Annotated in this window: 17 protein-coding genes; 3 read left to right on the top strand and 14 right to left on the bottom strand. The window is 74.1% G+C overall.

Annotated elements, in window-relative coordinates:
* Window positions 1-53 precede the first annotated feature (53 nt).
* Window positions 54-1,622 (bottom strand): signal recognition particle protein, encoded by a 1,569-nt coding sequence (ffh, locus tag F1C15_RS14655; protein WP_056053572.1) that lies wholly within the window; start codon window positions 1,620-1,622, stop codon window positions 54-56.
* Window positions 1,623-1,710: 88 nt separating this feature from the next.
* Entirely contained in the window at window positions 1,711-2,580 is an 870-nt protein-coding gene (gene ftsY, locus F1C15_RS14650; protein WP_056053569.1) for a signal recognition particle-docking protein FtsY, read from the bottom strand.
* A 192-nt stretch (window positions 2,581-2,772) separates the two neighbouring features.
* Between ftsY and F1C15_RS14645 the strand changes: the two genes are divergently transcribed.
* Window positions 2,773-3,783 (top strand): TerC family protein, encoded by a 1,011-nt coding sequence (locus F1C15_RS14645; RefSeq protein ID WP_056053566.1) that lies wholly within the window; start codon window positions 2,773-2,775, stop codon window positions 3,781-3,783.
* A 72-nt stretch (window positions 3,784-3,855) separates the two neighbouring features.
* Window positions 3,856-4,437, top strand: a complete 582-nt coding sequence (locus F1C15_RS14640; RefSeq protein WP_056053564.1) for a histidine phosphatase family protein — start codon at window positions 3,856-3,858, stop codon at window positions 4,435-4,437.
* 111 nt (window positions 4,438-4,548) lie between these two features.
* Here F1C15_RS14640 and smc read toward each other — a convergent pair whose 3' ends face one another.
* The 11 genes from smc to F1C15_RS14585 form a co-directional block, all read right to left on the bottom strand.
* Window positions 4,549-8,244, bottom strand: coding sequence for a chromosome segregation protein SMC (smc, locus tag F1C15_RS14635; RefSeq protein ID WP_185232043.1), 3,696 nt, complete (start codon window positions 8,242-8,244; stop codon window positions 4,549-4,551).
* Between the two features lie 118 nt (window positions 8,245-8,362).
* Window positions 8,363-9,349, bottom strand: coding sequence for a bifunctional DNA-formamidopyrimidine glycosylase/DNA-(apurinic or apyrimidinic site) lyase (gene mutM / locus F1C15_RS14630; protein ID WP_185232041.1), 987 nt, complete (start codon window positions 9,347-9,349; stop codon window positions 8,363-8,365).
* 3 nt (window positions 9,350-9,352) lie between these two features.
* Window positions 9,353-10,051: a ribonuclease III gene (rnc, locus tag F1C15_RS14625; RefSeq protein ID WP_056053555.1), complete on the bottom strand. Its 699-nt coding sequence runs from the start codon at window positions 10,049-10,051 to the stop codon at window positions 9,353-9,355.
* A gap of 64 nt (window positions 10,052-10,115) precedes the next feature.
* Window positions 10,116-10,319 (bottom strand): 50S ribosomal protein L32, encoded by a 204-nt coding sequence (gene rpmF / locus F1C15_RS14620; protein WP_043593937.1) that lies wholly within the window; start codon window positions 10,317-10,319, stop codon window positions 10,116-10,118.
* Window positions 10,320-10,401: 82 nt separating this feature from the next.
* Window positions 10,402-10,989 (bottom strand): DUF177 domain-containing protein, encoded by a 588-nt coding sequence (locus F1C15_RS14615; protein WP_307803297.1) that lies wholly within the window; start codon window positions 10,987-10,989, stop codon window positions 10,402-10,404.
* An 11-nt stretch (window positions 10,990-11,000) separates the two neighbouring features.
* Complete coding sequence (locus F1C15_RS14610) at window positions 11,001-13,214, bottom strand: transglutaminaseTgpA domain-containing protein (RefSeq protein ID WP_185232039.1); 2,214 nt, start codon at window positions 13,212-13,214, stop codon at window positions 11,001-11,003.
* A 52-nt stretch (window positions 13,215-13,266) separates the two neighbouring features.
* Window positions 13,267-14,556 (bottom strand): DUF58 domain-containing protein, encoded by a 1,290-nt coding sequence (locus tag F1C15_RS14605; RefSeq protein ID WP_219731553.1) that lies wholly within the window; start codon window positions 14,554-14,556, stop codon window positions 13,267-13,269.
* A gap of 17 nt (window positions 14,557-14,573) precedes the next feature.
* The gene (locus tag F1C15_RS14600; protein ID WP_056053545.1) at window positions 14,574-15,605 is read right to left on the bottom strand and encodes a MoxR family ATPase; all 1,032 of its coding nucleotides are present in this window, start codon (window positions 15,603-15,605) and stop codon (window positions 14,574-14,576) included.
* A gap of 93 nt (window positions 15,606-15,698) precedes the next feature.
* Complete coding sequence (gene coaD / locus F1C15_RS14595) at window positions 15,699-16,181, bottom strand: pantetheine-phosphate adenylyltransferase (protein ID WP_056053542.1); 483 nt, start codon at window positions 16,179-16,181, stop codon at window positions 15,699-15,701.
* 111 nt (window positions 16,182-16,292) lie between these two features.
* Window positions 16,293-18,440, bottom strand: a complete 2,148-nt coding sequence (locus F1C15_RS14590) for an ATP-dependent DNA helicase RecG (RefSeq protein ID WP_185234401.1) — start codon at window positions 18,438-18,440, stop codon at window positions 16,293-16,295.
* 138 nt (window positions 18,441-18,578) lie between these two features.
* Window positions 18,579-20,285: an acyl-CoA dehydrogenase family protein gene (locus F1C15_RS14585; RefSeq protein ID WP_185232035.1), complete on the bottom strand. Its 1,707-nt coding sequence runs from the start codon at window positions 20,283-20,285 to the stop codon at window positions 18,579-18,581.
* A 130-nt stretch (window positions 20,286-20,415) separates the two neighbouring features.
* Between F1C15_RS14585 and rsmD the strand changes: the two genes are divergently transcribed.
* Window positions 20,416-20,982 carry a 16S rRNA (guanine(966)-N(2))-methyltransferase RsmD gene (gene rsmD / locus F1C15_RS14580; RefSeq protein WP_056053533.1) on the top strand — a complete coding sequence of 189 codons (567 nt, stop codon included), beginning with the start codon at window positions 20,416-20,418 and terminating at the stop codon, window positions 20,980-20,982.
* Between the two features lie 55 nt (window positions 20,983-21,037).
* Here rsmD and thiL read toward each other — a convergent pair whose 3' ends face one another.
* The gene (gene thiL / locus F1C15_RS14575) at window positions 21,038-22,132 is read right to left on the bottom strand and encodes a thiamine-phosphate kinase (protein WP_082514289.1); all 1,095 of its coding nucleotides are present in this window, start codon (window positions 22,130-22,132) and stop codon (window positions 21,038-21,040) included.
* Window positions 22,133-22,147 lie beyond the last annotated feature (15 nt).

Genomic DNA, 22,147 nt, shown 5'->3' with positions numbered 1-22,147 from the left:
CGCGGCGGGACCGCGGGCCCGAGGCGTCAGCCGAGACGGACGGCGCGACCGGGTCAGCCCCGGCCGAGGAACTTCTGCAGCGAGGCCATCTCCTCCGCCGACGGGGCGCCGTCGCCGGCGGGGGCACCGCCGAGGCCGAAGCCGGACCCGCTGGCCGGCGCCGCGCCTCCCGGCTTGGTGCCCGTGGCGAGGGCCGCGTTCTGGGCCGCGCGCTTGGCGGGGTTGCCGGCCTTCGAGCCCTTCTTCTTGGCGGCGGGGCGCTTGCCGCCGTAGGAGGCCCCGGGGATCGGGCCCATGCCGGGCACCTGGGGAACCCCGCCCTTGGCCACGGTCTTCATCATCTTGGAGGCCTGCTCGAAGCGCTGGACGAGCTGGTTCACGTCGGTGACCGTCATGCCCGAGCCCCGCGCGATGCGGAGTCGGCGCGACCCGTTGAGGAGCTTCGGCAGGGCCCGCTCCTGCGGCGTCATCGACTGGATGATCGCCTCGGTGCGGACGATCTCGCGCTCGTCGAAGTTCTCGAGCTGCTCGCGCATGCCCTTGGCGCCCGGCAGCATGCCGAGCATGCCCTTGATCGACCCCATCTTGCGCAGCTGCTGCATCTGCTTGAGGAAGTCGTCGAGCGTGAAGTTGTCGGTCGCGATCTTCTCCGCGACGGCACGGGCCTCGGCCTCGTCGAACGCGCCCTGCGCCTGCTCGATGAGCGAGAGGATGTCGCCGAGGTCGAGGATGCGGCTCGCCATGCGGTCGGGGTGGAAGGGCTCGAAGGCGTCGAGGGTCTCGCCCGTCGACGCGAACATGATGGGGCGACCCGTCACCGAGGCCACGCTGAGCGCGGCGCCGCCGCGCGCGTCGCCGTCGAGCTTCGACAGGACGACGCCGGTGAAGTCGACGCCCGCCTGGAAGGCCTTCGCGGTGGCCACCGCGTCTTGGCCGATCATCGCGTCGATGACGAAGAGCACCTCGTCGGGGTCGACCGCCTTGCGGATGTTCGCGGCCTGCTTCATCATCTCGGCGTCGACGCCGAGGCGGCCGGCGGTGTCGATGATGACGGTGTCGTAGACCTTGTCGCGGGCGAACTTCATGGCCTGCTTGGCGACCTTGACGGGGTCGCCGACGCCGTTGCCCGGCTCGGGGGCGAACACGGCCGCGCCGGCCTGCTCGCCGACGACCTGCAGCTGCTGCACGGCGTTGGGGCGCTGGAGGTCACAGGCCACGAGCAACGGCGTGTGGCCGTCCTTCGCGAGCCACTTCGCGAGCTTGCCGGCGAGGGTCGTCTTGCCAGCGCCCTGGAGGCCGGCGAGCATGATCACGGTCGGCGGGTTCTTCGCGAACTCGAGTCGACGCTGGCGACCGCCGAGGATCTCGATCAGCTCTTCGTTGACGATCTGGACGACCTGCTGGGCCGGGTTCAGGGCCTTGCTGACCTCGTCGCCGAGCGCCCGGTCGCGCACCGTGTTCGTGAACGCCTTGACGACGTCGAACGCGACGTCGGCGTCGAGCAGAGCACGACGGATCTCGCGGACGGTGCCGTCGACGTCGGCGGGGCTGAGCTTGCCCTTGTTGCGGAGGTTCTTGAACGTGTCCGCGAGGCGGTCAGAGAGGGTTCCGAATGTGGCCATGGTGTCGCCATCTTAACCGACGACGGGCCGCGGGTCGCCCCCGTGGGCCGACCCGCGCCTCCCCCGGGGCCGCCCGGCCGGGCACCGGTCAGCCGATGAGGTTCTGCACGAAGACGTGCGGCGTGAAGCCGGTGAGGTCGCCGATGCCTTCGCCCTGCCCGACGAGCTTGATCGGGATGCCGGTCTGCTCCTGCACGGCGAGGACGAACCCGCCGCGGGCCGAGCCGTCGAGCTTCGTCAGCACCAGGCCGGTCACGCCCGCGTGCTCGATGAAGGCCTGCGCCTGGGCGAGGCCGTTCTGGCCCGTCGTCGCGTCGAGCACGAGCAGCACCTCGGCGATCTCGGTCTGCTTCTCGACGACCCGCTTGATCTTCGAGAGCTCGTCCATCAGGCCCGACTTCGTCTGCAGGCGCCCCGCGGTGTCGATCAGGACGATCTCGACGCCGGTGCGCATCGCGTACTCGACGGTCTGGAACGCGACCGAGGCTGGATCCTGGCCCGGCTGCTGGGGGCGGACGATCTGCGCGCCCGCGCGCTCGGCCCAGGTGGCGACCTGCTCGACGGCGGCGGCGCGGAACGTGTCGGCCGCGCCGACCACGACCGACCGGTCGTAGTTGCGGAGGAACTTCGCGAACTTGCCGATCGTCGTGGTCTTGCCGACGCCGTTGACGCCGACCATCAGCACGACGGCCGGCCGGGCGCTGAGCTTGAGGGTGGAGTCGAGGGCCGAGAGGCGCTCCTCCAGCGTCTCGCGGAGCATGCGCTTGAGGTCGGCGGGGTCGGTCGTCGAGTAGCGCTGCACCTTCTCGCGCAGGTCGTCGATGACCTGCTCGGTGACGTCGGGGCCGAAGTCGGCGCCGATCAGCGCCTCCTCCAGGTCGTCCCACGTGGTCTCGTCGATCGTCTTCTTCGCGAACATGCCACGGAGGGCACCGGAGAGGGACCAGGGGGAAGCCATGCGCTCAGCCTATTCGCAGTCGGCCGCGGACCGACCTGCTGCTAGTGTCGAGACGTTGAAGGGGAGTATTCCGTTCACGGTGCGTCGTCAATACGGAAGAGCCCAGTCTCGACCCGGTGCATCGGCTCGATCATCTGACGATCGAGTGGAAGAGACCTTCAGTACACATTCATGCGTACTGAAGGGAACTGCATGGACGTCTCACTCGTCACCTGGATCATCACGATCGCCGGAATCCTCGGGCTCCTCGTCTTCGACTTCTACAGCCACGTGCGCACGCCGCACGAGCCCACCATCCGCGAGTCGGCCATCTGGTCCGCCGTCTACATCGGCATCGCGATCCTGTTCGGCGTGGGCGTCGGCATCTTCTCGAACTGGACGTTCGGCGGTGAGTACTTCGCGGGCTACATCACCGAGAAGGCCCTGTCGGTCGACAACCTCTTCGTCTTCCTGATCATCATGACGGCGTTCGCCGTCCCGCGGATCTACCAGCAGAAGGTCCTGCTCGTCGGCATCGCGATCGCGCTGATCTCGCGCGGCCTCTTCATCGCCGCCGGCGTCGCGATCATCGACAACTTCTCGTGGGTCTTCTACCTGTTCGGCCTCCTCCTCTTCTGGCTCGCCTACAGCCAGGTCAAGGGCGGAGAAGACGAGGGCGACCAGGCCGACAGCAAGCTCATCCGCTTCCTGCGCCGCATCATCCCCACCTCCCCCGACTACGTCGAGGACCGCCTCACCACCAAGATCGACGGCAAGCGCCTCTTCACCCCGCTCTTCCTGGTGATGGTCGCGATCGGCCTCACCGACGTGCTCTTCGCGCTCGACTCGATCCCGGCGATCTTCGGCCTCACGCAGGAGGCGTACATCGTCTTCACCGCGAACGCCTTCTCGCTGCTCGGCCTCCGCCAGCTGTACTTCCTGATCTCGGGCCTGCTCGAGCGCCTCGTGTACCTGGCCCAGGGCCTCGCGGTCATCCTCGCGTTCATCGGCGTGAAGCTCCTCTTCCACGCTCTGCACGTGAACGAGGTACCGTTCATCAACGGCGGTCAGCCGGTCGAGTGGGTCCCCGAGATCCCGATCTGGTTCTCCCTCAGCTTCATCCTCGCGACGATCGCCGTCGCCACGGTCCTCAGTCTCGCCAAGGTGCGTCGAGACGGGAAGCGCGAGGTCGTGGTGCCGGTGAAGGAGCCCAGCGACAGCTGATCGCCGTCACTCCGCCGCCGCCCCACGAGGGCGGCGGCGCACCGGCCCTCGATCGAACAGGAACACCCGCTCATGCGACTCGAACTCATCCGCCACGGCCAGACCGACTGGAACAGCCAGGACAAGCTCCAGGGCTCGTCCGACGTCCCGCTCAACGAGACCGGTCGAGGCCAGGCCCGCGAGGCCGCACGGCTGCTCTCGGGCGAGCCGTGGTCGGCGATCGTGTCGTCGCCGCTCGGTCGGGCCCGCGAGACGGCGCAGATCATCGCGTCCGAGCTCGGGATCGAGCTCGGCGACGCGTACGACGAGCTGATCGAGCGCGACTACGCCTCGCGGGAGGGCCAGGTGCCGGACTCGCCCATCCCCGACGAGCCGAACGAGTCGTACCCCGACATCGAGCCCCGTGAGTCGGTGGCGGCCCGCGGCCTCGGTGCCCTCGAGATGATCCGCGACACGCGCCTCCCCCTCGACGGCCCCGACGCGAGCATCGTCGTCGTCTGCCACGGCACGATCATCCGCTTCACCCTGTCGGCGATCATGGGCAGCGAGGCGCCCCACATCGAGAACGCCGCCGCCAACACCGTCGAGTGGGACGGCGAGTCGTGGAAGGTGCTCACGGTCAACGGGGCGCTGCACGAGGCCGACGCCGACTGACCGGCCGACGCCCGCTCCCTCTCGAGTCGACCCGCGCCTCCCCCGCTCCTCCGCGAGCCCGGGAGGCGCGGGTCGTCTCGTCGTCGGGGGCCCGGCCCCCGAGGGGGTCGGTCAGCCGACCTGCTCGGCCGCGACCCGCTGGCCGACTACGGCGCTCACGCCGTCCTGGCGCATCGACACCCCGTAGAGCGCGTCGGCGATCTCCATCGTGCGCTTCTGGTGCGTGATGACGATCAGCTGGCTGGACTCGCGGAGGTCCTGGAAGATCGTCAGGAGGCGGCCGAGGTTCGCGTCGTCGAGGGCTGCCTCGACCTCGTCCATGATGTAGAACGGGCTCGGCCGGGCCTTGAAGATCGCGATGAGCAGCGCGACCGCCGCGAGCGAGCGCTCGCCGCCGCTGAGCAGCGAGAGCCGCTCGATCTTCTTGCCGGCGGGGCGCACGGTCACCTCGATGCCCGTGCCGAGGAGGTCGTCGGGGTCGGTCAGGGTCAGCGAGCCGCTGCCCCCCGGGAAGAGCACCGGGAACACCCGGTCGAACGCCGCGCTCGTGTCGGCGAACGCGCTCGCGAAGACCGTCTGCATCTTCGCGTCGATCTCGTCGATGATCGTCAGCAGGTCGCGTCGGGTCGCCGTGAGGTCGGTCAGCTGGTCGGCGAGGAACGCGTGCCGCTGCTCGAGGGCGGAGAACTCCTCCAAGGCGAGCGGGTTGACGCGGCCGAGCCGGGCCAGCTTGGCCTCCGCCGCGGCGAGGCGCCGCGTCTGTTCCTCCCGGTCGTAGGGCGTGCTCGGGACGTCGTCGGGAGCGTCGGCGCTGGCGTCGGCGTCGGGATCGAGGTCAGCCACCCGCGCCGTGGCCAGCGCGGCGTCGTCGGGCACCGGCACGTCGGGCCCGTACTCGGCCACGAGGACCTCCTCGGAGAGCCCCAGCTCGGACGCGGCCCGCTCGAGCAGTTGACCGACGTGCAGCTTCTTCTCGTAGATCTCCATCTCGAGGCCGTGCACGTGCTCGGTGACGGAGCTGAGTCGCTCCCGCAGGGCGCGCTCGTCGCGCCGGAGCGCCACGATCTCCTCGTTCTGCTCCGCGCGGGCGGCCTCCCGGGCGGCCAGGTCGGTGCGGGCCTCGCCCAACGAGCGAGCGACGGAGTCGACGACCAGGGGCAGGGCGTCGAGCACCGCCGAGGTCGTCGCCATCTGCTGCTGCCGGAGCACCGTGCGCCGCGCCTGCTCCTCCGCGGCGGCGGCCTGCTGACGACGACGCCGCTCGAGCCCCTCGGCCCTCGCGACCTCGGTACGCACCCGCTCGCGGACGGTCTCCAGGCGGACGCGGGCCTCGACCTCGGTGCCCCGCGCACGCTCGACCTCGGCGACGACGTCGTCCCGCCCCGACGCGTCGAGGACGGGGCGCGGACGGGCGGCGTGCTCGTCGTGGGCCGCGACGGCCTCCGTCACCCGCGCCTCCGCCTGCTGCACGGACGACTCGGCGTCGCCGAGCGCGCCGCGGAGGCGCTCCACCTCGGCCTCGGCCGCCTCGACCCGGGCGCGCACGCGGTCGAGCCGCTGCTCCTGGGCCGCGAGGGCCTGCTCCTGCGCCCGCACCGCGGCGGCGGCCTGCCGCACAGCCGCGGCGGCCTCGCGGAGGGCCGTGCGGGCGGCCGCCAGCTGGTCGGCGGCCTCGTCGTGCTCGCGGGCGAGGTCGTCGACGGCGGCGCCGACGCCGACGAGCCGCTCGGCGGCCTCGTCGCGGTCGGCGACGAGCTCGAGGCGCGAACGCTCGCCGCCCGACCCGCCGCGGAGGACCCAGTCGGTGAGGACCTCACCGGAGCGCGTGATGACCGTCACGGGGAGGGGGTGCTCCGTCAGGGCCGCCCACGCGCGGCGGGCGGCGTCGAGGTCGACGGCGAGCACGGTGCTCGCCAACAGGCCGAGCACGCCCTCGGGGCCCGTCACGACCGAGACGGCGGCGACGGCCCCCTCGGGCAGGGCGACGGCCAGGTCGACGCGCGAGCGGGCGGGCTCGGCGACGACGACCTCGACGCGGCCGAGGGCCTCGTCGGCCGCGTGCGCGACCGCGTCCAGGGCCGCGGCGGAGTCGTCGGCCAGCACTCCGTCCACGACGCTGCCGAGGGCCGCGGCGACCGCGACCTCCCACCCTTCGTCGACCTGGACGTGCTCCGCGACGAGGCCCCGGACCCCGGGCCGGCCGGCGGCGACCAGAGTCGACGAGCCGTCGCCCTGGTCGAGGGCCATGGCCAGCGCGGCCCGGCGGGCGGCGAGGGCGTCGCGCTCGCGCTCGGCGGCGTGACGTCGGTCGCGCAGGTCGTCGACCCGCGCCTCCTGCTCGGCGACGCGGGACTCGAGCTCGGCGACGCGTCGCTCGGCCTCGTCGCGCACCGCGGCGTGGTCGACGGGACCGGGAGCCGCGGGACCCCCTCCCCCTTCGGCGGCGGCGACGGAGACAGAGGCGGCGACGGGGTCGGGCTCGGAAGCGGGGTCGGCGTCGGACGCCGAGCGCTCGAGCTCCGCCTGCTCCGCCCGGCCCGCGGCGAGGCGCTGCTCGGCCGCCTCGAGCGCGGCCCCCTGGCGGAGCAGCTCGCCGCGGACGGCGGCGAGACCGGACCGCGCGGCGTCGGCCGCGCCCCGGAGCCGCGAGAGCTCGAGGTCGTGCCGCGCGACCTCGGCGCTGCGCGCCGCGATCTGCGCGTCGAGGGCGTCGAGCCGCGACCGGGCCGCCGCGACGTCGGCGCCCGCGCGGGCGACGGCCGCCTCGGCCTCGGCGACGCCGCCCTGCAGCCGGACGGCCTCCTCGCGCGCGTCGGCGACCATGCCCGCGCTGACCGTCGTCTCGACGGCGGGCTGGTCGCTCTGCTGGGCGAGCAGCTGGAGGCGCTGCTGGGCCAGGCTGGTGAGGCTGCGGAGGCGTTCGTGCACGGACTCGAGCCCGAACGCGACGCGGCGGGCCTGGTCGACGGCGTCGCCGATCATCGCCTGCTCGAGCCGGTGCTCGCGGGCCTTGGCCTGGTCGAGCTGCTCCTGGAGCACCTGCCGCTCGGCACGCCGCTCGGACTCGGTGCGGCCCTGGCGCGCGAGCACGTCGCGGAGGCCGACGACCTCGTCGGCGACGAGCCGGGCCCGGGCGTCGCGCACCACCGCGGCGATGGTCTGGGCCTCCCGCGCGACCGCGGCCTGCCGGCCCAGGGGCTTGAGCTGTCGCCGCAGCTCGCCGGCGAGGTCGCTCAGCCTCGTCAGGTTGGCCTGCATGGCGTCGAGCTTGCGGAGGGTCTTCTCCTTGCGGCGCCGGTGCTTCAGGATGCCGGCGGCCTCCTCGACGAAGCCCCGGCGCTCCTCCGGGGTGGCGTGCAGCACCGCGTCGAGCTGGCCCTGGCCGACGATGACGTGCATCTCGCGCCCGAGCCCGGAGTCGCTGAGCAGCTCCTGCACGTCGAGGAGCCGACAGCCCTCGCCGTTGATGGCGTACTCGCTGCCGCCCGAGCGGAAGAGCGTGCGGCTGATCGTCACCTCGGCGTAGTCGATCGGCAGGGCTCCGTCGGAGTTGTCGATGGTGAGCACGACCTGGGCCCGGCCGAGGGGCCCCCGGGTCGAGGTGCCGGCGAAGATGACGTCCTCCATCTTTCCGCCGCGGAGGTTCTTGGCGCCTTGCTCGCCCATGACCCAGGCGAGCGCGTCGACGACGTTGCTCTTGCCCGAGCCGTTGGGGCCGACGACGCAGGTGACGCCGGGCTCGAAGGCGAAGGTGGTCGGCGACGCGAACGACTTGAAGCCCTTGAGGGTGAGGCTCTTCAGGTGCACCCGGGGCCCCCCTTCGTCTCGCGCGTCACGGAACGGGACGGCCGACGACGACCGGGGCCCGTGCCTCCCAGGATAGGTGCGGCCACCGACGACGCCGGGACCGACACCGGCCCGCCCCTCAGGCCCCGTGCACCCGCTGGCACCGGGGGCAGAAGTGGCTCGAGCGGTTCATGAACGCCGCACGCTCGATCGGGGTGCCGCAGCGCGGGCAGGGCTTGCCCTGCTGGCCGTAGGCCGCCAGGCTGTGGCTGAAGTAGCCCGACTGCCCGTTGACGTTGACGTACTGCGCGTCGAAGCTCGTGCCTCCCTCGCCCAGGGCGCGGAGCAGCACCGTTCGCACCTCGGCGAGCAGCGTCCGGGCACGGGCCCGGGTCAGGCTCTCGGTGGGCTGCTCGGGGTGCACGCGCGCCGCCCAGAGGCTCTCGTCGGCGTAGATGTTGCCCACGCCGCTCAGCAGGCCCTGGTCGAGCAGGGCCCGCTTGACGCCGGTGCGCCGGGCGAGCAGCCGCGTCAGCACCCGCCCCTCGTCGAAGGCCGGGTCGAGCGGGTCGCGCGCGATGTGCGAGACCTGCTGCGGAACGCGGAGCTCCCAGGAGGCGCGGGTCGGGTCGGCGGGCCGGCCGTCGGCCGCGCTCGGCAGCGGCCCGGAGCCGAGCAGCTCGGCACCGGCCCAGCCCGCGGGCGCCCCGTCGAGCGTGGGGACGGTCTCGTCGAGGGCCATGGAGCCGAAGATGCGCTGGTCGACGAAGGCGAGGCGCAGCGGCCCGTGCGCGGGGCTCTCGACGTCGAGCCGCACCCGCATCAGGCGGTCGGGCTCGGCGTCGCGCTCGCGCAGCAGCACCTGGCCGCTCATGCCGAGGTGCGCCACCAGCGCCAGCGGCTGGTCGTGCACGGCGGCGGGCTCGAACGGGAACCAGAGGAACTTGCCCCGGCGCACCGCCGCGTCGAGGGTGCCGCCCACGAGGCGGTCGACGAAGTCGTCGGAGGGGCCGCGGTGCCGCTTCAGCGACCGGTCGTCGAGCACCTCGACGTCGGTGACGACGGCGCCGGCGACCACCGGTGCGAGGCCGGCGCGGACGACCTCGACCTCGGGGAGCTCCGGCACGGGTCAGCGAGCCCCGGCGCTGAGCCGGGTCCACGCGTCGAGCGCGGCGGCCATCTCGGCCTGCTTCTTGCTGCTGCCGTGGCCCGTCGCGACGTCGTCGGCGCCGAGCCGGACGATGGCGTGGAACCGCTTGTCGTGGTCGGGGCCGCTGTCGGTGAGGTGGTACGACGGGGCGCCGAGGCCGAGCGAGGCCGCCAGTTCTTGCAGGCTCGTCTTCGGGTCCATCGCGGCGCCGAAGCGGTCGGGGTCGACGAGCAGCGGCGCCACGAGGCGCAGGACGAACTCCGTCGCCGCGTCGGCGCCGGCGTCGAGGTAGGTCGCCCCGATGATCGCCTCGACGGTGTCGGCGAGGATCGAGTGCTTCTCGCGGCCGCCGGTGAGCTCCTCGCCCCGGCCGAGGCGCAGGTGCCGGCCGAGGTCGATGTTGCGGGCCACCTCGGCCAGCGCGACCGTGCTGACGAGGCTCGCCCGCCGCTTGGCGAGCTCGCCCTCGTCGAGGTCGGGGTTCTCGGTGAACAGCATGACCGTGACGGCCTGGCCGAGGATGGAGTCGCCGAGGAACTCGAGGCGCTCGTTGTTGCCGATGCCGCCGTGCTCGTACGCGTACGAGCGGTGCGTCAGGGCGAGGTCGATCAGCTCGTCGCTGACGTCGATCTGCAGGCGTGACAGAAGATCAGCCCGGTCGGCGCTGGCGCTCGACACGGGCTGATCCCTCGTGGACGTCACTTCGAGACCTCGAAGACGGACGTGGTCACGCTCGACGTGCTCAGACGTCGGCGACCTTGCGGCCCTTGTACTCCATGTACAGGGCGGTGCCGGCGCTGTCTTCCACGACCTTGGCGCGGTGCGGGAGGCTGTAGGTGACCTTGCCGTTCTCGATGGTCTTCACGAGCTGCACGGGAGTGGCCTTCCACTGCGAGCGGCGGGCGTGCGTGTTGGAGCGGGACTGCTTCCTCTTGGGAACGGCCATGAGGTTCTCTTCTCTGTTGCGGCGCCCTCGCGGGTGCCTGGTCTGTCGTGGTGGTGACGCGCGTGGTGCTGACGCGGTGGTGCTAGTGCTGCTCGCCCTGCTCACCGCGGTCGTGGTGACCCGGGCTCGCTGGCTCGCCGTCGGCAGGTGCCGATTCAGCCTGGAACCCCGCGAGGGCCGACCACCGGGGATCGACGTTCTCATGAGGCGTGTAGTCGGGGATGTCCTCGATACGTTCACCCGTCACCGGGTCGAGTCCAGGGCAATCCGGCCGACACACCGGCTGGAAGGGCAGTGACAGAACCACTGCGTCTCTCACCACGGGTTCAAGATCCACGTGATCGTCTTGAACCTGATAGTCGAAAGCTTCGTCGACAGCGTACGCGAAAAGCTCGGCGAAATCGACTTCGACGGGCTGCTCGATGGCGCGCAGGCACCGGCTGCACTCGCCGGTGGCCGTCGAGGAGACGTGCCCGGAGGCGAGGATGCCGTCGTGCAGGCCCTCGAGGCGCACGTCGAGCTCGAGGGCGGCACCGGTCGCGACCGCGACCGGGCCCTCTCCGAGCTTCTCGGGCACCGTGACGTCGACGGTGTGCTCGCGCATCTCGCCTGCGCGGTGCAGCAGGTCGTACACCGTCAGCGTGTAGGGGGTGGGGGTGAAGTGAGGCACGAGGGGAGAGTTTACGCTCTGCGCGGCCGACGCGCGCCCGTGCTCGCCCACAGCGAGCGCGGCGCGAGGAGCGCCGCGGCGCGGCGTCGGGGCGTCGAGGAGGCGCGGAGGGCGTCGACGACGCGACGCGCGTCCCTGCCCACGTCGGCCTCCGCGGGCCGGCCGGCGAACCGCTCGGTCGTCAGGGCGGTCACCACGCGGTCGAGCGCGGCCCGCGACTCCTCGGAGCCGTGCCGACGTCGACCGCCGGGCGCGACGCCCAGGTGGGCGGCCAGGACCTCGGCCGCCGCCCCCGGCGTCGCCGAGCGCGGGACGTCGAGCCGCAGGTCGTCGGCGGTGTCGAGCACCTCCTGCCACGCCCGGAGCGCGGCGTCGGGCGGCTCGGCGGCCAGCCGCCGACGACGGCGGCCGGCCCGCAGGCCCGAGGGGACGACGAGCGCCAGCACGAGGAGCACGAGGAGCGCGGCCAGGCCGGCCGGGACTGCGGTCACCGCGGCGTTGCCGGAGGACCCCGCCGCCCGGGCGGGGTCGCTGGGCGTGGCGGTGGGCGCGTCGGGGCCGGTGGTCGCGGGCGCCTCCGCCGTGGGGGTCGGCGTGGCCTCGGCGGGGTCGGTGGGAGCCGCCGTCGGCTCGACGCCGGTCTCCTGCAGGAACGACTGGGGCCGGCCGAGCCCGACGGTCGGCTCGAACGGCACCCAGCCGAGCCCCTGGAAGTACAGCTCGGGCCAGGTGTGCAGGTCGTCGCTGCTGACCGTGCGCTCCTGGTCGTCGGCGAAGCCGGTGGACTCCCCCGGCAGGAAGCCGACCGCCACGCGGGACGGGATGCCCAGGGTGCGGGCCATCACGGCCATCGCCGAGGCGAAGTGCACGCAGTACCCGCTGCGCACGCGCAGGAACGTCTCGACGGCGTCCAGGCCGCTGCCGTCGTAGCCCTGGTCGACGGGGGTCTCCTCCGAGTAGGTGAAGTCGCCGTCGCGGAACCAGTCCTGGAGGGCGACGGCCGCGTCGAAGGGGTTCGCGGCGTCGGCCGTGACCGCGGCCGCCTGCTCGCTGACGGTCGCGGGCACCCCGTCGACGGCGAGGTAGGGGGCCATGTCGGCCGGTGCGTCGCCGAGGGTCGCGACCACCTCGTCCTCGGTGGGGTCGACCGGGCGGCTGCGCACGGTGTACTCGAGCCCCTGCGTGCTCTCGTCGTCGCTCCGCACCGTGACGCCCGACTCGTCGACGACCGACCAGCCGTCGTCGATGCCGGTGATCTCGGTCGGCGGCACGGGCACCGGGAGGTACGGGCTGCGGAGCACGCCGATGGTCACCCGCGTCTCGACCGCCCGCCGCGTGGTGTCGGCGTCGACCCCGGGCGCCTCGGGCAGGACGTCGACGGTGGCGTCGGGGTCGAGCTCGACGTCGGCGGGGCTCCAGCTGCGGCCGGAGAAGTCGACGAGGTCGACGAGCTTGAGGTACGTGCCCTGCTCGTCGGACGAGCGGTAGGTGAGGACGCTCACGGGCGCCCCGCGGCGGAGGTCGTCGCCGAGGTCGATGATCGGGTTGACGCCCGTGGCGAGGCCCGTGCCGGACGCGACGCCGGTGAGCGGCGAGACGCCCCCGAGGGGCACGAGGCTCGTCACGAGGCCGGCGACGGCCACGGCGGCGACGGCGCCGACGGCTCCGGCCGGGGTCGGCCGGCGCCCCGACGAGACCATGAGGAGCAGCAGGTAGAGCAGCACGGTCGCGACGACCCAGGGCCACCGGGTCTCGGCCGTCGGCACGAAGGCCGGGACGGCGAGGACGACCGCCGGGAAGAGCCCGGTCGCGCCGGGGAGGCGGCCGACCGAGGCGAGCAGGTCGACGAGGAGCGAGACGACGAGCACCGCGCCCACGACGGTCGCGAGCACGCCGTCGTCGACGGGCACCGGGGCGGTGCCGTCGGAGATGGTGAGGGCCGCCTGGTCGCTGAGGTCGCGCACCCGCTGCAGGGTCGCGGCGGTCGGCACGACGCCGAGCACGGCGGTGCCGCCCGAGACGACCGCCGTGGCGGTCGCGGTGCCGGCCAGCAGCCCGACGAGCCAGGCCAGCCACGGCGAGCCGCGGAGCGAGCGGACGAGGCCGGAGGCGCCGAGCACGACGGCAGAGACGCCCGCCCCCGCGAACCACCAGCCGGCACCGAGGAAGAGCGACGAGAGGCTGGCGAGCGAGACGACGAGCACGAGCCAAACGAGGGCGACCACGGGCCAGCGAGCGCCCTCGGCCTCGCCCCCGGTACGCCGGGACCGCCGCGGCTCAGCCACGGAGCAGCCCGCCTCGACGCACGGCGTCGCCGACCGGCTCGGTCGGGGTGGCCTCCACGACGCGCCAGCCCGCCTCGCGGAGCGACGCGGCGACGGCCTCGGGCGACAGGACGGCGGTGGGCTCCGTCGACGAGGAGCCGGCCCCGCCGCCCACGGCGGTGAAGCTGAGCGTCGGCGAGACCACGAGTGCGACGGCCGTCGACCCGGCCGCGCGGGAGCCGCCCAACTGGTCGAGCTCGGCGCGGGTGAGGCCCGAGACGACCGCCGTGACGGGCTCCCGGGCCGCGGGCGGCGGCGCGAGGGAGTCGCTGGCGTCGTCGAGCTGGAGGTCGGCGAGGGCGTCGAGCCACGCGCCGGTGGCGTCGGGGTCGTGGCGCGCCACGAGGCTGCCCCCCGGCGTGCCGAGCACGGCGACGGAGCCCGCGTGGCCCCACTCGACCCCGAGGGTCGCGACGACCGACAGCGCCCACTCGAAGGCGTCGCTGCGGGCGACGTCGGCCCCCGTCGCGTCGGCGCTCCCGGTGCCGGGCGCGGAGACGGAGACGGAGTCCGACCAGCCGGCCGACCCGAGCGCGAGCACGAGGCGGGCGCTCGGCAGCCCGTGCTGCTCCTCCTGCCGGACCATGAGGTCGCCGTGGCGGGCCGTGGCCTTCCAGTGCACCCGGCGCAGCGGGTCGCCGCGGCGGTACTCGCGGGTGATCGGGTCGTCCTCGCCACCGGAGAGGCTGTGCTCGCGCTGTCGCCGCGCGCCGTCGCCCAGCGACCTCGACTCGCGGGCGAGGCCGAGGTCGACGGCCTCGGGCACGACGACGAACTCGGCGGTGCCGGGCGCGACGACGCGGCGGCGGGCCACGCCGAACGACTCGACGAGCTCGACGTGGAGCGGGCCGACGCGGTGCCGCCCCCGGCTCAGCTCCGGGTGGCGGAAGGTCACGGTTGAGGTGCGCCCCGGCTCGAGCGTGACGGGCACGGCCGTCGAGCGGCGGGCGCGGCCCCACGGCACCTCGTCGCGCAGGGCGGCCTGCTGGGCGCGCCCCGAGCGGGGCGTCACCGTCAGGGTCTCGACCGCCGACCACCCCGCGACGCCCCGCGAGGGGGTGAAGCGGCGGCCCACGACGACGTCGACCCCGCGGACGAGCAGCGACAGGACGACCGCGACCACGAGGGCCACGAGCGCCACGCCGGCGAAGACGAGGGGCGGCGACTCGAGGAGCGCGCCCGCGACGGCGAGCAGCAGCCCCGCGCCCACCACGACCGCGCCGCGCCGCGTCGGCGTGGGCACTCCCCCGCGCGCCACGGTCAGCGTCGGCCGGCCGTGTCGCCGAGCGGCACGTCGGTCGAGGCGACGACGTCGGCCACCACGTCGTACGCCGCCGACACCGCGCCGGCCCCGGCGCGCCCGGCGAGGATGATCCGGTGGCCGAGCACGGGCCCGCTCATCGCGTCGACGTCGTCGGGCACCACAAAGCCGCGGCCGTTGAGCGCCGCCCACGACTTGGCGGCCCGCATGAGCTGCAGCGTCGCGCGGGGGCTCGCGCCGAGCCGCACGTCGGGGTGGCGACGCGTCGCCTGGACGACGTCGACGGCGTAGCGCTCGACCGGCTCGGCCGTGTAGACCGTCCGCACCGCCGCGATCATGCGGCGCAGCTCGTCGAGCGACACGAGGGGCCGCACCTTCTCGAGCGGGCTGACGCGCTCGCGCTGCTGCAGCATGCGCAGCTCGCTCTCGGTGTCGGGGTAGCCGAGCGAGATCCGGGCCATGAACCGGTCGCGCTGCGCCTCCGGCAGCGAGTACGTGCCCTCCATCTCGACCGGGTTCTGGGTCGCGACGACGAGGAAGGGGTCGGGCAGCGGGTGCGTGACCCCGTCGACCGTGACCTGCCGCTCCTCCAGGCTCTCGAGCAGGGCGGACTGCGTCTTCGGGGAGGCGCGGTTGATCTCGTCGCCGATCACCACGTTGGCGAAGACGGGGCCGGGCGTGAACTCGAAGCCCCCGCGGTCGCGGTCGTAGATCGAGACGCCCGTGATGTCGCTCGGCAGCAGGTCGGGGGTGAACTGGATGCGCGTGACCCGGGCGTCGACGGCCTTGGCGAGCGCGCGGGCGAGCTGGGTCTTGCCGACGCCGGGGACGTCCTCGATGAGGAGGTGCCCCTCGGCGAGCAGGACGGTGAGGGCCGTGCCGATCGCGCCGTCCTTGCCGTCGATGACCGTGGCCACCGCCTCCATGATCCGGCGCGCGGCGGCCTGCACCTCGGGCAGGGGCATGACGTCGAGGTCGCCGTCGCCCCGCAGGGCACGGTCGGACGGTCGGGTGTCGCTGGTCGTGCTCATGGTCTCTCCCGGAGGGCATCGGGCGGGCGTGCGGGGTGGTCGGGTCGCACGGGAGGACGGGCCGGGGGCCGGCGACGCTGCCGTGCGGGTGGGTCAGGTGGCCGCGAGGTACTCGGCGACGCTGGCGGGGACGTACGGGGCGACGTCGCCGCCGAGGGCCGCGACCTGGCGCACCAGCGAGCTCGACACGTGGGCGTGGGCGGGGTCGGGCAGCATGAAGACCGTCTCGACGCCGGCGAGGCTGCGGTTCATGATCGCCATCGGGGTCTCGTAGGCCACGTCGACCTGCGACCGGATGCCCTTGACGAGCACGGAGGCGCCGACCTCGGTGCAGTAGTCGACCAGCAGGCCGACGCTCCAGCTGTGCACGGTCACCGACGGCGGGAGACCCGCCTCGCGGAGCGACCGCTCGAGCAGCGAGACGCGCTTCGGCAGCGGCAGCAGCGCCGACTTGTCGGGGTTGTGGACCACGAGCACGTGCACCTCGTCGAAGACGTGGGCGGCCCGGGCGATCACGTCGACGTGACCCAGGGTGACCGGGTCGAACGACCCCGGGACGACGGCGATCCTGTTCATCCGCACACCCTAGCCCGTGCAGATGTCGCTCCCGGGGGCCTTCCGGCGAACTCGGAGCGACGTCGGCCGGGGCCCGACGTGGCCGGTCCGCGGACGGGGACGGCCGCCCGGTCAGTTCTTCGCGAGGTACTCGCGGTCGGCGTCGTCGAGGCGGCGGGCGATGGCGGCGGCCAGCGCCGGGTGCCCGGTCAGCGCGGCGTCGCCCTCGAGCGCCTCCGCGGCGTGCTCCCGCGCGGTCGTGATCAGGTCGCCGTCGGTCGCGACGCGCAGCAGGCGGAGCGACGACCGGCCGCCCGACTGCAGGCTGCCGAGCACGTCGCCCTCCCGCCGCAGCTCGAGGTCGACCTGGGCGAGCTCGAACCCGTCGAGCGTCGCGGCGACCGCCTCGACGCGCTCACGGGCGACCGTGTCAGGCGCCGCGTGGGTCACGAGGAGGCAGAGGCCCGGGTGCCCGCCGCGCCCGACCCGGCCGCGGAGCTGGTGCAGCTGCGACACCCCGAAGCGGTCGGCGTCGAGCACCACCATCGTCGACGCGTTCGGCACGTCGACGCCGACCTCGATGACGGTCGTCGCGATGAGCACGTCGATCAGGCCCGCGGCGAATCGCTGCATGACGTCGTCCTTCTCGTCGGCCGACATGCGGCCGTGGAGGGGCTCGACGCGGGCGCCGGCGAGCACGGGCAGCGACCGGGCGAGGGCGAGCACGCCCTCGACGCTCGCTCGCTCGGGGGCGGGCACGGCGCCCTCGGGAGCGCCCTCGGAGGTGCCCTCCGGTGCGTCGTCGACCGGCGCCTCCTCGCCGGCCTCGACGCTGGCCGCGTCGATGGCGGGGCAGACCACGAAGACCTGGCGGCCCTTCGCGACCTCCTCCGCCGAGCGCTGCCAGACGCGGTCGCGCCAGCCGGGCCGGTCGGCCAGCGGCACGACGAACGACTCGATCGGCTGACGGCCCGCGGGCAGCTCGGTGATGGTCGAGACGTCGAGGTCGCCGAAGACCGTCATCGCCACCGTGCGCGGGATGGGCGTGGCCGTCAGGACGAGCACGTGCGGCGGCGTGCGGCCCTTCTGTCGCAGGGCCTCGCGCTGCTCGACGCCGAAGCGGTGCTGCTCGTCGACGACGACCAGGCCGAGGTCGTAGAACCCCACGGCCTCGCTGAGGAGGGCGTGCGTGCCGACGACGAGGTGCGACTGCCCGCTGACAATCGACAGCAGCGCGCGCTTCTTCTCGGCGGTCGACATCTGCCCGGTGAGCAGCGTGGGCCGCAGCCGTGCCGCGAGGTCGGGACCGAGCGAGCGCACCACCGAGCGGAGGTGCTGGGCGGCGAGCACCTCGGTCGGCGCGAGGAGGGCCGACTGGCCGCCGCTCTCGGCGACCGCGATCATCGCGCGGAGCGCTACGAGGGTCTTGCCCGACCCGACCTCGCCCTGCACGAGGCGGTTCATCGGCACGTCGCCCTCGAGGTCACGGCTGATCTCGGAGCCGACGAGCACCTGGTCGGCCGTCCGCTCGAAGGGCAGCGCGGCGTCGAAGCGCGCGAGCAGGCCGTCCGGCCCGGCCACGCGCGGCGTCGCGGGGGCGGTGCGCAGCAGGGCACGCTGCTGCAGCAGGGCGGCCTGGAGCACGAAGGCCTCCTGGAAGCGCAGCGCGTCACGGCCGCGGAGGTGGTCTCGGTCTTTCTCAGGCCGGTGGACGAGCTCGTACGCGTCGCGCAGCGACACGAGCTCGAGCTCGGCCCGCACCGCGGCCGGCACCGGGTCGTCGATCGGCGGGAGCGTGTCGAGCACCAGCTCGACCGAGCGCTGCACCTGCCAGGAGGCGACGGAGGCGCTGGCCGGGTAGATGGGGATCGGCTGCTTCGCCCAGGCCTGCGCCTCGGCGTCGCCGACGCCCGCCACGGCCTCGTGCGACGCGTCGAAGAGCTCGTAGTCGGGGTGCGCCAGCTGGCGGAGGCCCCGGTAGTCGCCGACCTTGCCCGCGAAGATGCCCCGGGCCCCGGGCGCGAGGTCTTTCGCGCGCCACGCCTGGTTGAAGAACGTGAGGGTCAGGATGCCCTGGCCGTCGCCGATGCGCACCTCGAGGATCGAGCCGCGCCGCGCCCGCATCGTGCGCTCCCGGACGTCGAGCACCTGGGCGACGATCGTCACCGACTCGCCGAGCGGCAGCTGGTCGAGCGCGGTCAGCTCGCCGCGGCGGGCGTAGCGCCGCGGGTAGTGCGAGAGCAGGTCGCCGACCGTGCGGAGGCCGAAGGCCTTCTGCATCGCCTGCGCCGTCCGCCCGCCGAGGGCACCGGCGAGCGAGGCGTCGAGGGGCGACGCGTCGAGCGGGGAGTCGGGCACCCCACCACGCTAGCGCCCGCCCCCGACAGCGTCGGAGCGCCGAGTCGGAGCGCGACGGCGTCAGAGCGCGACCGCGTACCCGCCGGAGGCGCGGGTCGACTCCGCGAGCGCCGTCACGTGCCGGTCGTCGTTGACCTCGAGGGCCCGCAGCTGCCGGGCGACCTCCCGCGCCGACCGCTTGCAGAACCCGACGGCCAGGTGACGCTCGTCGGCGGAGCCGGCCCGCGCCTCCTGCAGGCTGGTGGTCGCGCGCGAGAGGACGGCCATCTGCGCGTAGACGCCGGAGGCGGCGTCGGCGAGGCGCTTCTGGACGAGCTGCTTCTCCTGCACGTGGCGGCCGTGCCGGCGGAGGGCCGCCTCGGCCCGCTCGCGCAGCTGCGAGACCTGCTCCCCCACGGCCGCCGCGCTGCGGGCGAGCGACGGGTGCACGCCGACCGGCCGCTCCGGCGAGATGCGCCGCTGCACCCGCCCCGCCACGTAGGGCGCGAGCACGCCGAGCGCCCGGGCCGGCTCGCCGATGCGCAGCGACGCCACGTCGGGCAGCTCCTCGCTGAGGGCCTTGAGGCCGTTGAGGGCGACGAACGCGCGCATGACGTCGTTCGCCCCCTCGAAGATCGGGAAGATGCGGAAGTCGCGGAGCGCCTTCGACAGCGGGTGCCCCTCCATGTACGCCTCCCCGCCGTGCAGCTGCACCGCCCGGTTGAGCGCGAACCAGCCCGTGTCGCTCGCGACGACCTTCGTCATCGCCGACTCCAGCGCGAAGTCGGTGTCGCCCCGGTCGACAAGACCGGTCGTGAGGTACGACATGGACTCGACGCCGTAGATCTGCTCGGTCATCCAGGCGAGCTTGTCGCCGACCATCTCGAAGTCGGCCAGGGGGCGGCCGAACTGGCGCCGCGCCTCCGTGTGCTCGACCGAGAGCTGGAGGAAGCGCTTCATGCCGCCGGAGATCGCGGTGCCCATCGACATCCGGCCGTTGTTGAGGGTGTTCATGGCGATGCGGAAGCCGTCGCCGGGCTCGCCCAGCAGGTTCTCCGCCGGCACCCGGACGTCGGTGAAGTGCACGCGCTGCAGGTGGTTCGCCTTGAGGCCGTGCGTCTCGAAGCGCGGCCCCGTGCTGAGCCCCTCGGCGCCCTTCTCGACCACCAGCGCGACGTGGCCGAGCTCGCTGCGGGCGAAGACGGTGAGGACGTCCTTGTCGCCGTTGCCGATCCAGCGCTTCTCGCCGTTCAGCACCCAGCTGCCGTCCGGCTGCCGCTCGGCGCGGGTCTCGAGCGCGTAGGCGTCGCTGCCGACGTTCGGCTCGGTCAGCACGAAGGCCGCGAGCTTGCGGCCGCTCGCGAGGTCGGGCAGCCATCGGGCCTTCTGGTCATCGGTGCCGTAGAGGTGCAGCGGCTTCGTGCCGATCGACTGGTGCACCCCCATCACCGTGGCGAGGGTGCCGTCGACCCGGCCGAACTCCTCCATCACCCGGCAGTACGCGCTCTGGCCGAGGCCGAGGCCGCCGTACTCCTCGGCGACGAAGAGGCCGGTGAGGCGGCGGTCGCCCAGCTCGCGGATCGTGTCGTCGCCGACCCAGCCCTCGCGCTCGGCGCGCAGCGGGTCGTAGCCGGCGAGCACCTCGCGGGCCGACGCCGCCGCGGCCTCGACCCTGGCCGCCTCCTCCGGCGCCATGTGCGGGTAGGGCAGCACGAGCTCGGAGGCGATCCGCCCCGCGAACAACGACTTGGTGAACGAGGGCCTCACGGTGCGGTCGACGCTGGTCATGGGCCGATCGTGCCCGCCGCGACGTCGACCGCCAAACGCCTTGTGCCACCTCCACGACCGCTCACCGGCCGGGCCGCCGGCGCGTTGTCGACTTGCTCGAACGGCCCGGCCGATGCGTCAGGATGGCCGTGTGTCCCGCATCATCTCCGGCTTCGCCGACAACCTGACCCTCGCCGTGCCCAAGACGGGCACGCGCCCGACGAGCGACCGGGTGCGCGAGGCGCTGTTCTCGTCGCTCGACGCCCGCGACGAGATCGCCGGGCGGCGCGTGCTCGACCTCTACGCCGGCACCGGCGGGCTCGGCCTCGAGGCCGCGTCGCGCGGCGCGGCGACCGTCACTCTCGTCGAGAAGGCGCCGGCGGCCGCCCGCGTGCTGCGGAAGAACGTCGACGCCGTGGTCGGGCGCGCCCCGAGCGGCCGGGCACCGCGGGTCGACGTGGTCGCCATGCCCGTGCGCGCCTACCTCGTCGGCAGCGCGGCGCCGGTCGACCTCGTCTTCTTCGACCCGCCCTACGAGGTCTCCGCGACGGAGCTCGCCGGCGACCTGGAGGCCCTCCTGCCGTCGCTCGCCGACGGGGCCCTCGTCGTCGTCGAGCGCGCCTCGCGCGACGGCGAGCCGACCTGGCCGACGGGGCTCGGCCTCGACGTGCGGAAGAAGTACGGCGACACGACGGTCTGGTTCGCCGTCCGCGACTGAGCACCAGGCACCGGGGCACCGGGGCTGCGGGACCCCGAGGAGTCGCGGGTCGGCCTCAGCCCGCCTGCCCGCTCCAGAGGCGGTACGGGTCCCAGCCGCCGACCTCGTCGAGGTCGCGACGCCCGACGGTGACGCGGGGCGCGCCTCCCCCGGCCTCCCGGACCACGCCGACCGGGCGGAAGCCGCCCGGCAGGTCGGTCCCGGGCGGGAACGTGGCGAACAGCGAGTGGTCCTCGCCGCCGCCGAGGGCGACCCGCGGATCGGCGCCGAGGCGCGCCGGGTCGAGGTCGACGACGACGCCGCTCGCCCGGGCCACCCGGGCGGCGTCGAGGGCGAGCCCGTCGCTGAGGTCGAGCATGGCCGTCGCCCCCGCGGTCGCGGCGAGACGGCCGTCGGCGATCGGCGGCGTCGGGGCGAGCTGCCAGCCGACGTCGGGGTCGCGCTCGCGGAGCGCCGCCGCGAGGTCGGCGTCGGGGGCCCCCTCGTGGTCGACACCGAGGCGGAACAGCAGGTCGAGGCCCCGGGCCGCCCGCCCGAGGGCGCCGGAGACGGCCACCACGTCGCCCGGCCGGGCTCCGTCGCGCCGCACCGGCGGGCGGCCGCCGAGGTCGCCGAACGCCGTGACGGCGACCGTGAACGTCGTCGACACCGAGAGGTCGCCGCCCACGACCCCGCAGCCGGGAGCCATCTCGGCGCACGCCTCGCGCAGCCCGTCGGCCAGGCGCTCGAGGTCGGCGACGAGGGTGCCGGGCGGCACGGCGAGGGCGACGACGAGGGCGGTGGGCCGCGCGCCCATCGCCGCCACGTCGGCGAGGTTCGAGGCGGCGGCCTTCCAGCCGAGGTCGTGCGGGGTCGACCACGCGAGTCGGAAGTCGGGGCCGTGCACCATGAGGTCGGTCGTCACCACGAAGCGGCCGTCCGGCGCGGCCACGACGGCGGCGTCGTCGCCCGGGCCGAGCTGCGTGTCGAGCCCGCGGGGCAGGCGGGGCAGGATGCGCGCCAGCGTCGCGAGCTCGCCCGCGCCCTCGACGGTGTCGGTGGGAGCCCGGCCGGGCGAGGAGGGGCCGGCCGAGGAGGCGTCGGCCCGGGAGGCGTCGGCGGAGGCTCGGTCGGCGGGGTCGGGCTCGGCGGACGTGGAGGTGCGTTCCATGTGCACGACGGTAGC

This window comes from Frigoribacterium sp. NBH87, assembly GCF_014217665.1.
Taxonomy (GTDB): domain Bacteria; phylum Actinomycetota; class Actinomycetes; order Actinomycetales; family Microbacteriaceae; genus Frigoribacterium; species Frigoribacterium endophyticum.
The sequence above is the reverse complement of the archived record's forward strand: the minus strand, read 5'-3'. Positions and strand labels throughout refer to the sequence as shown.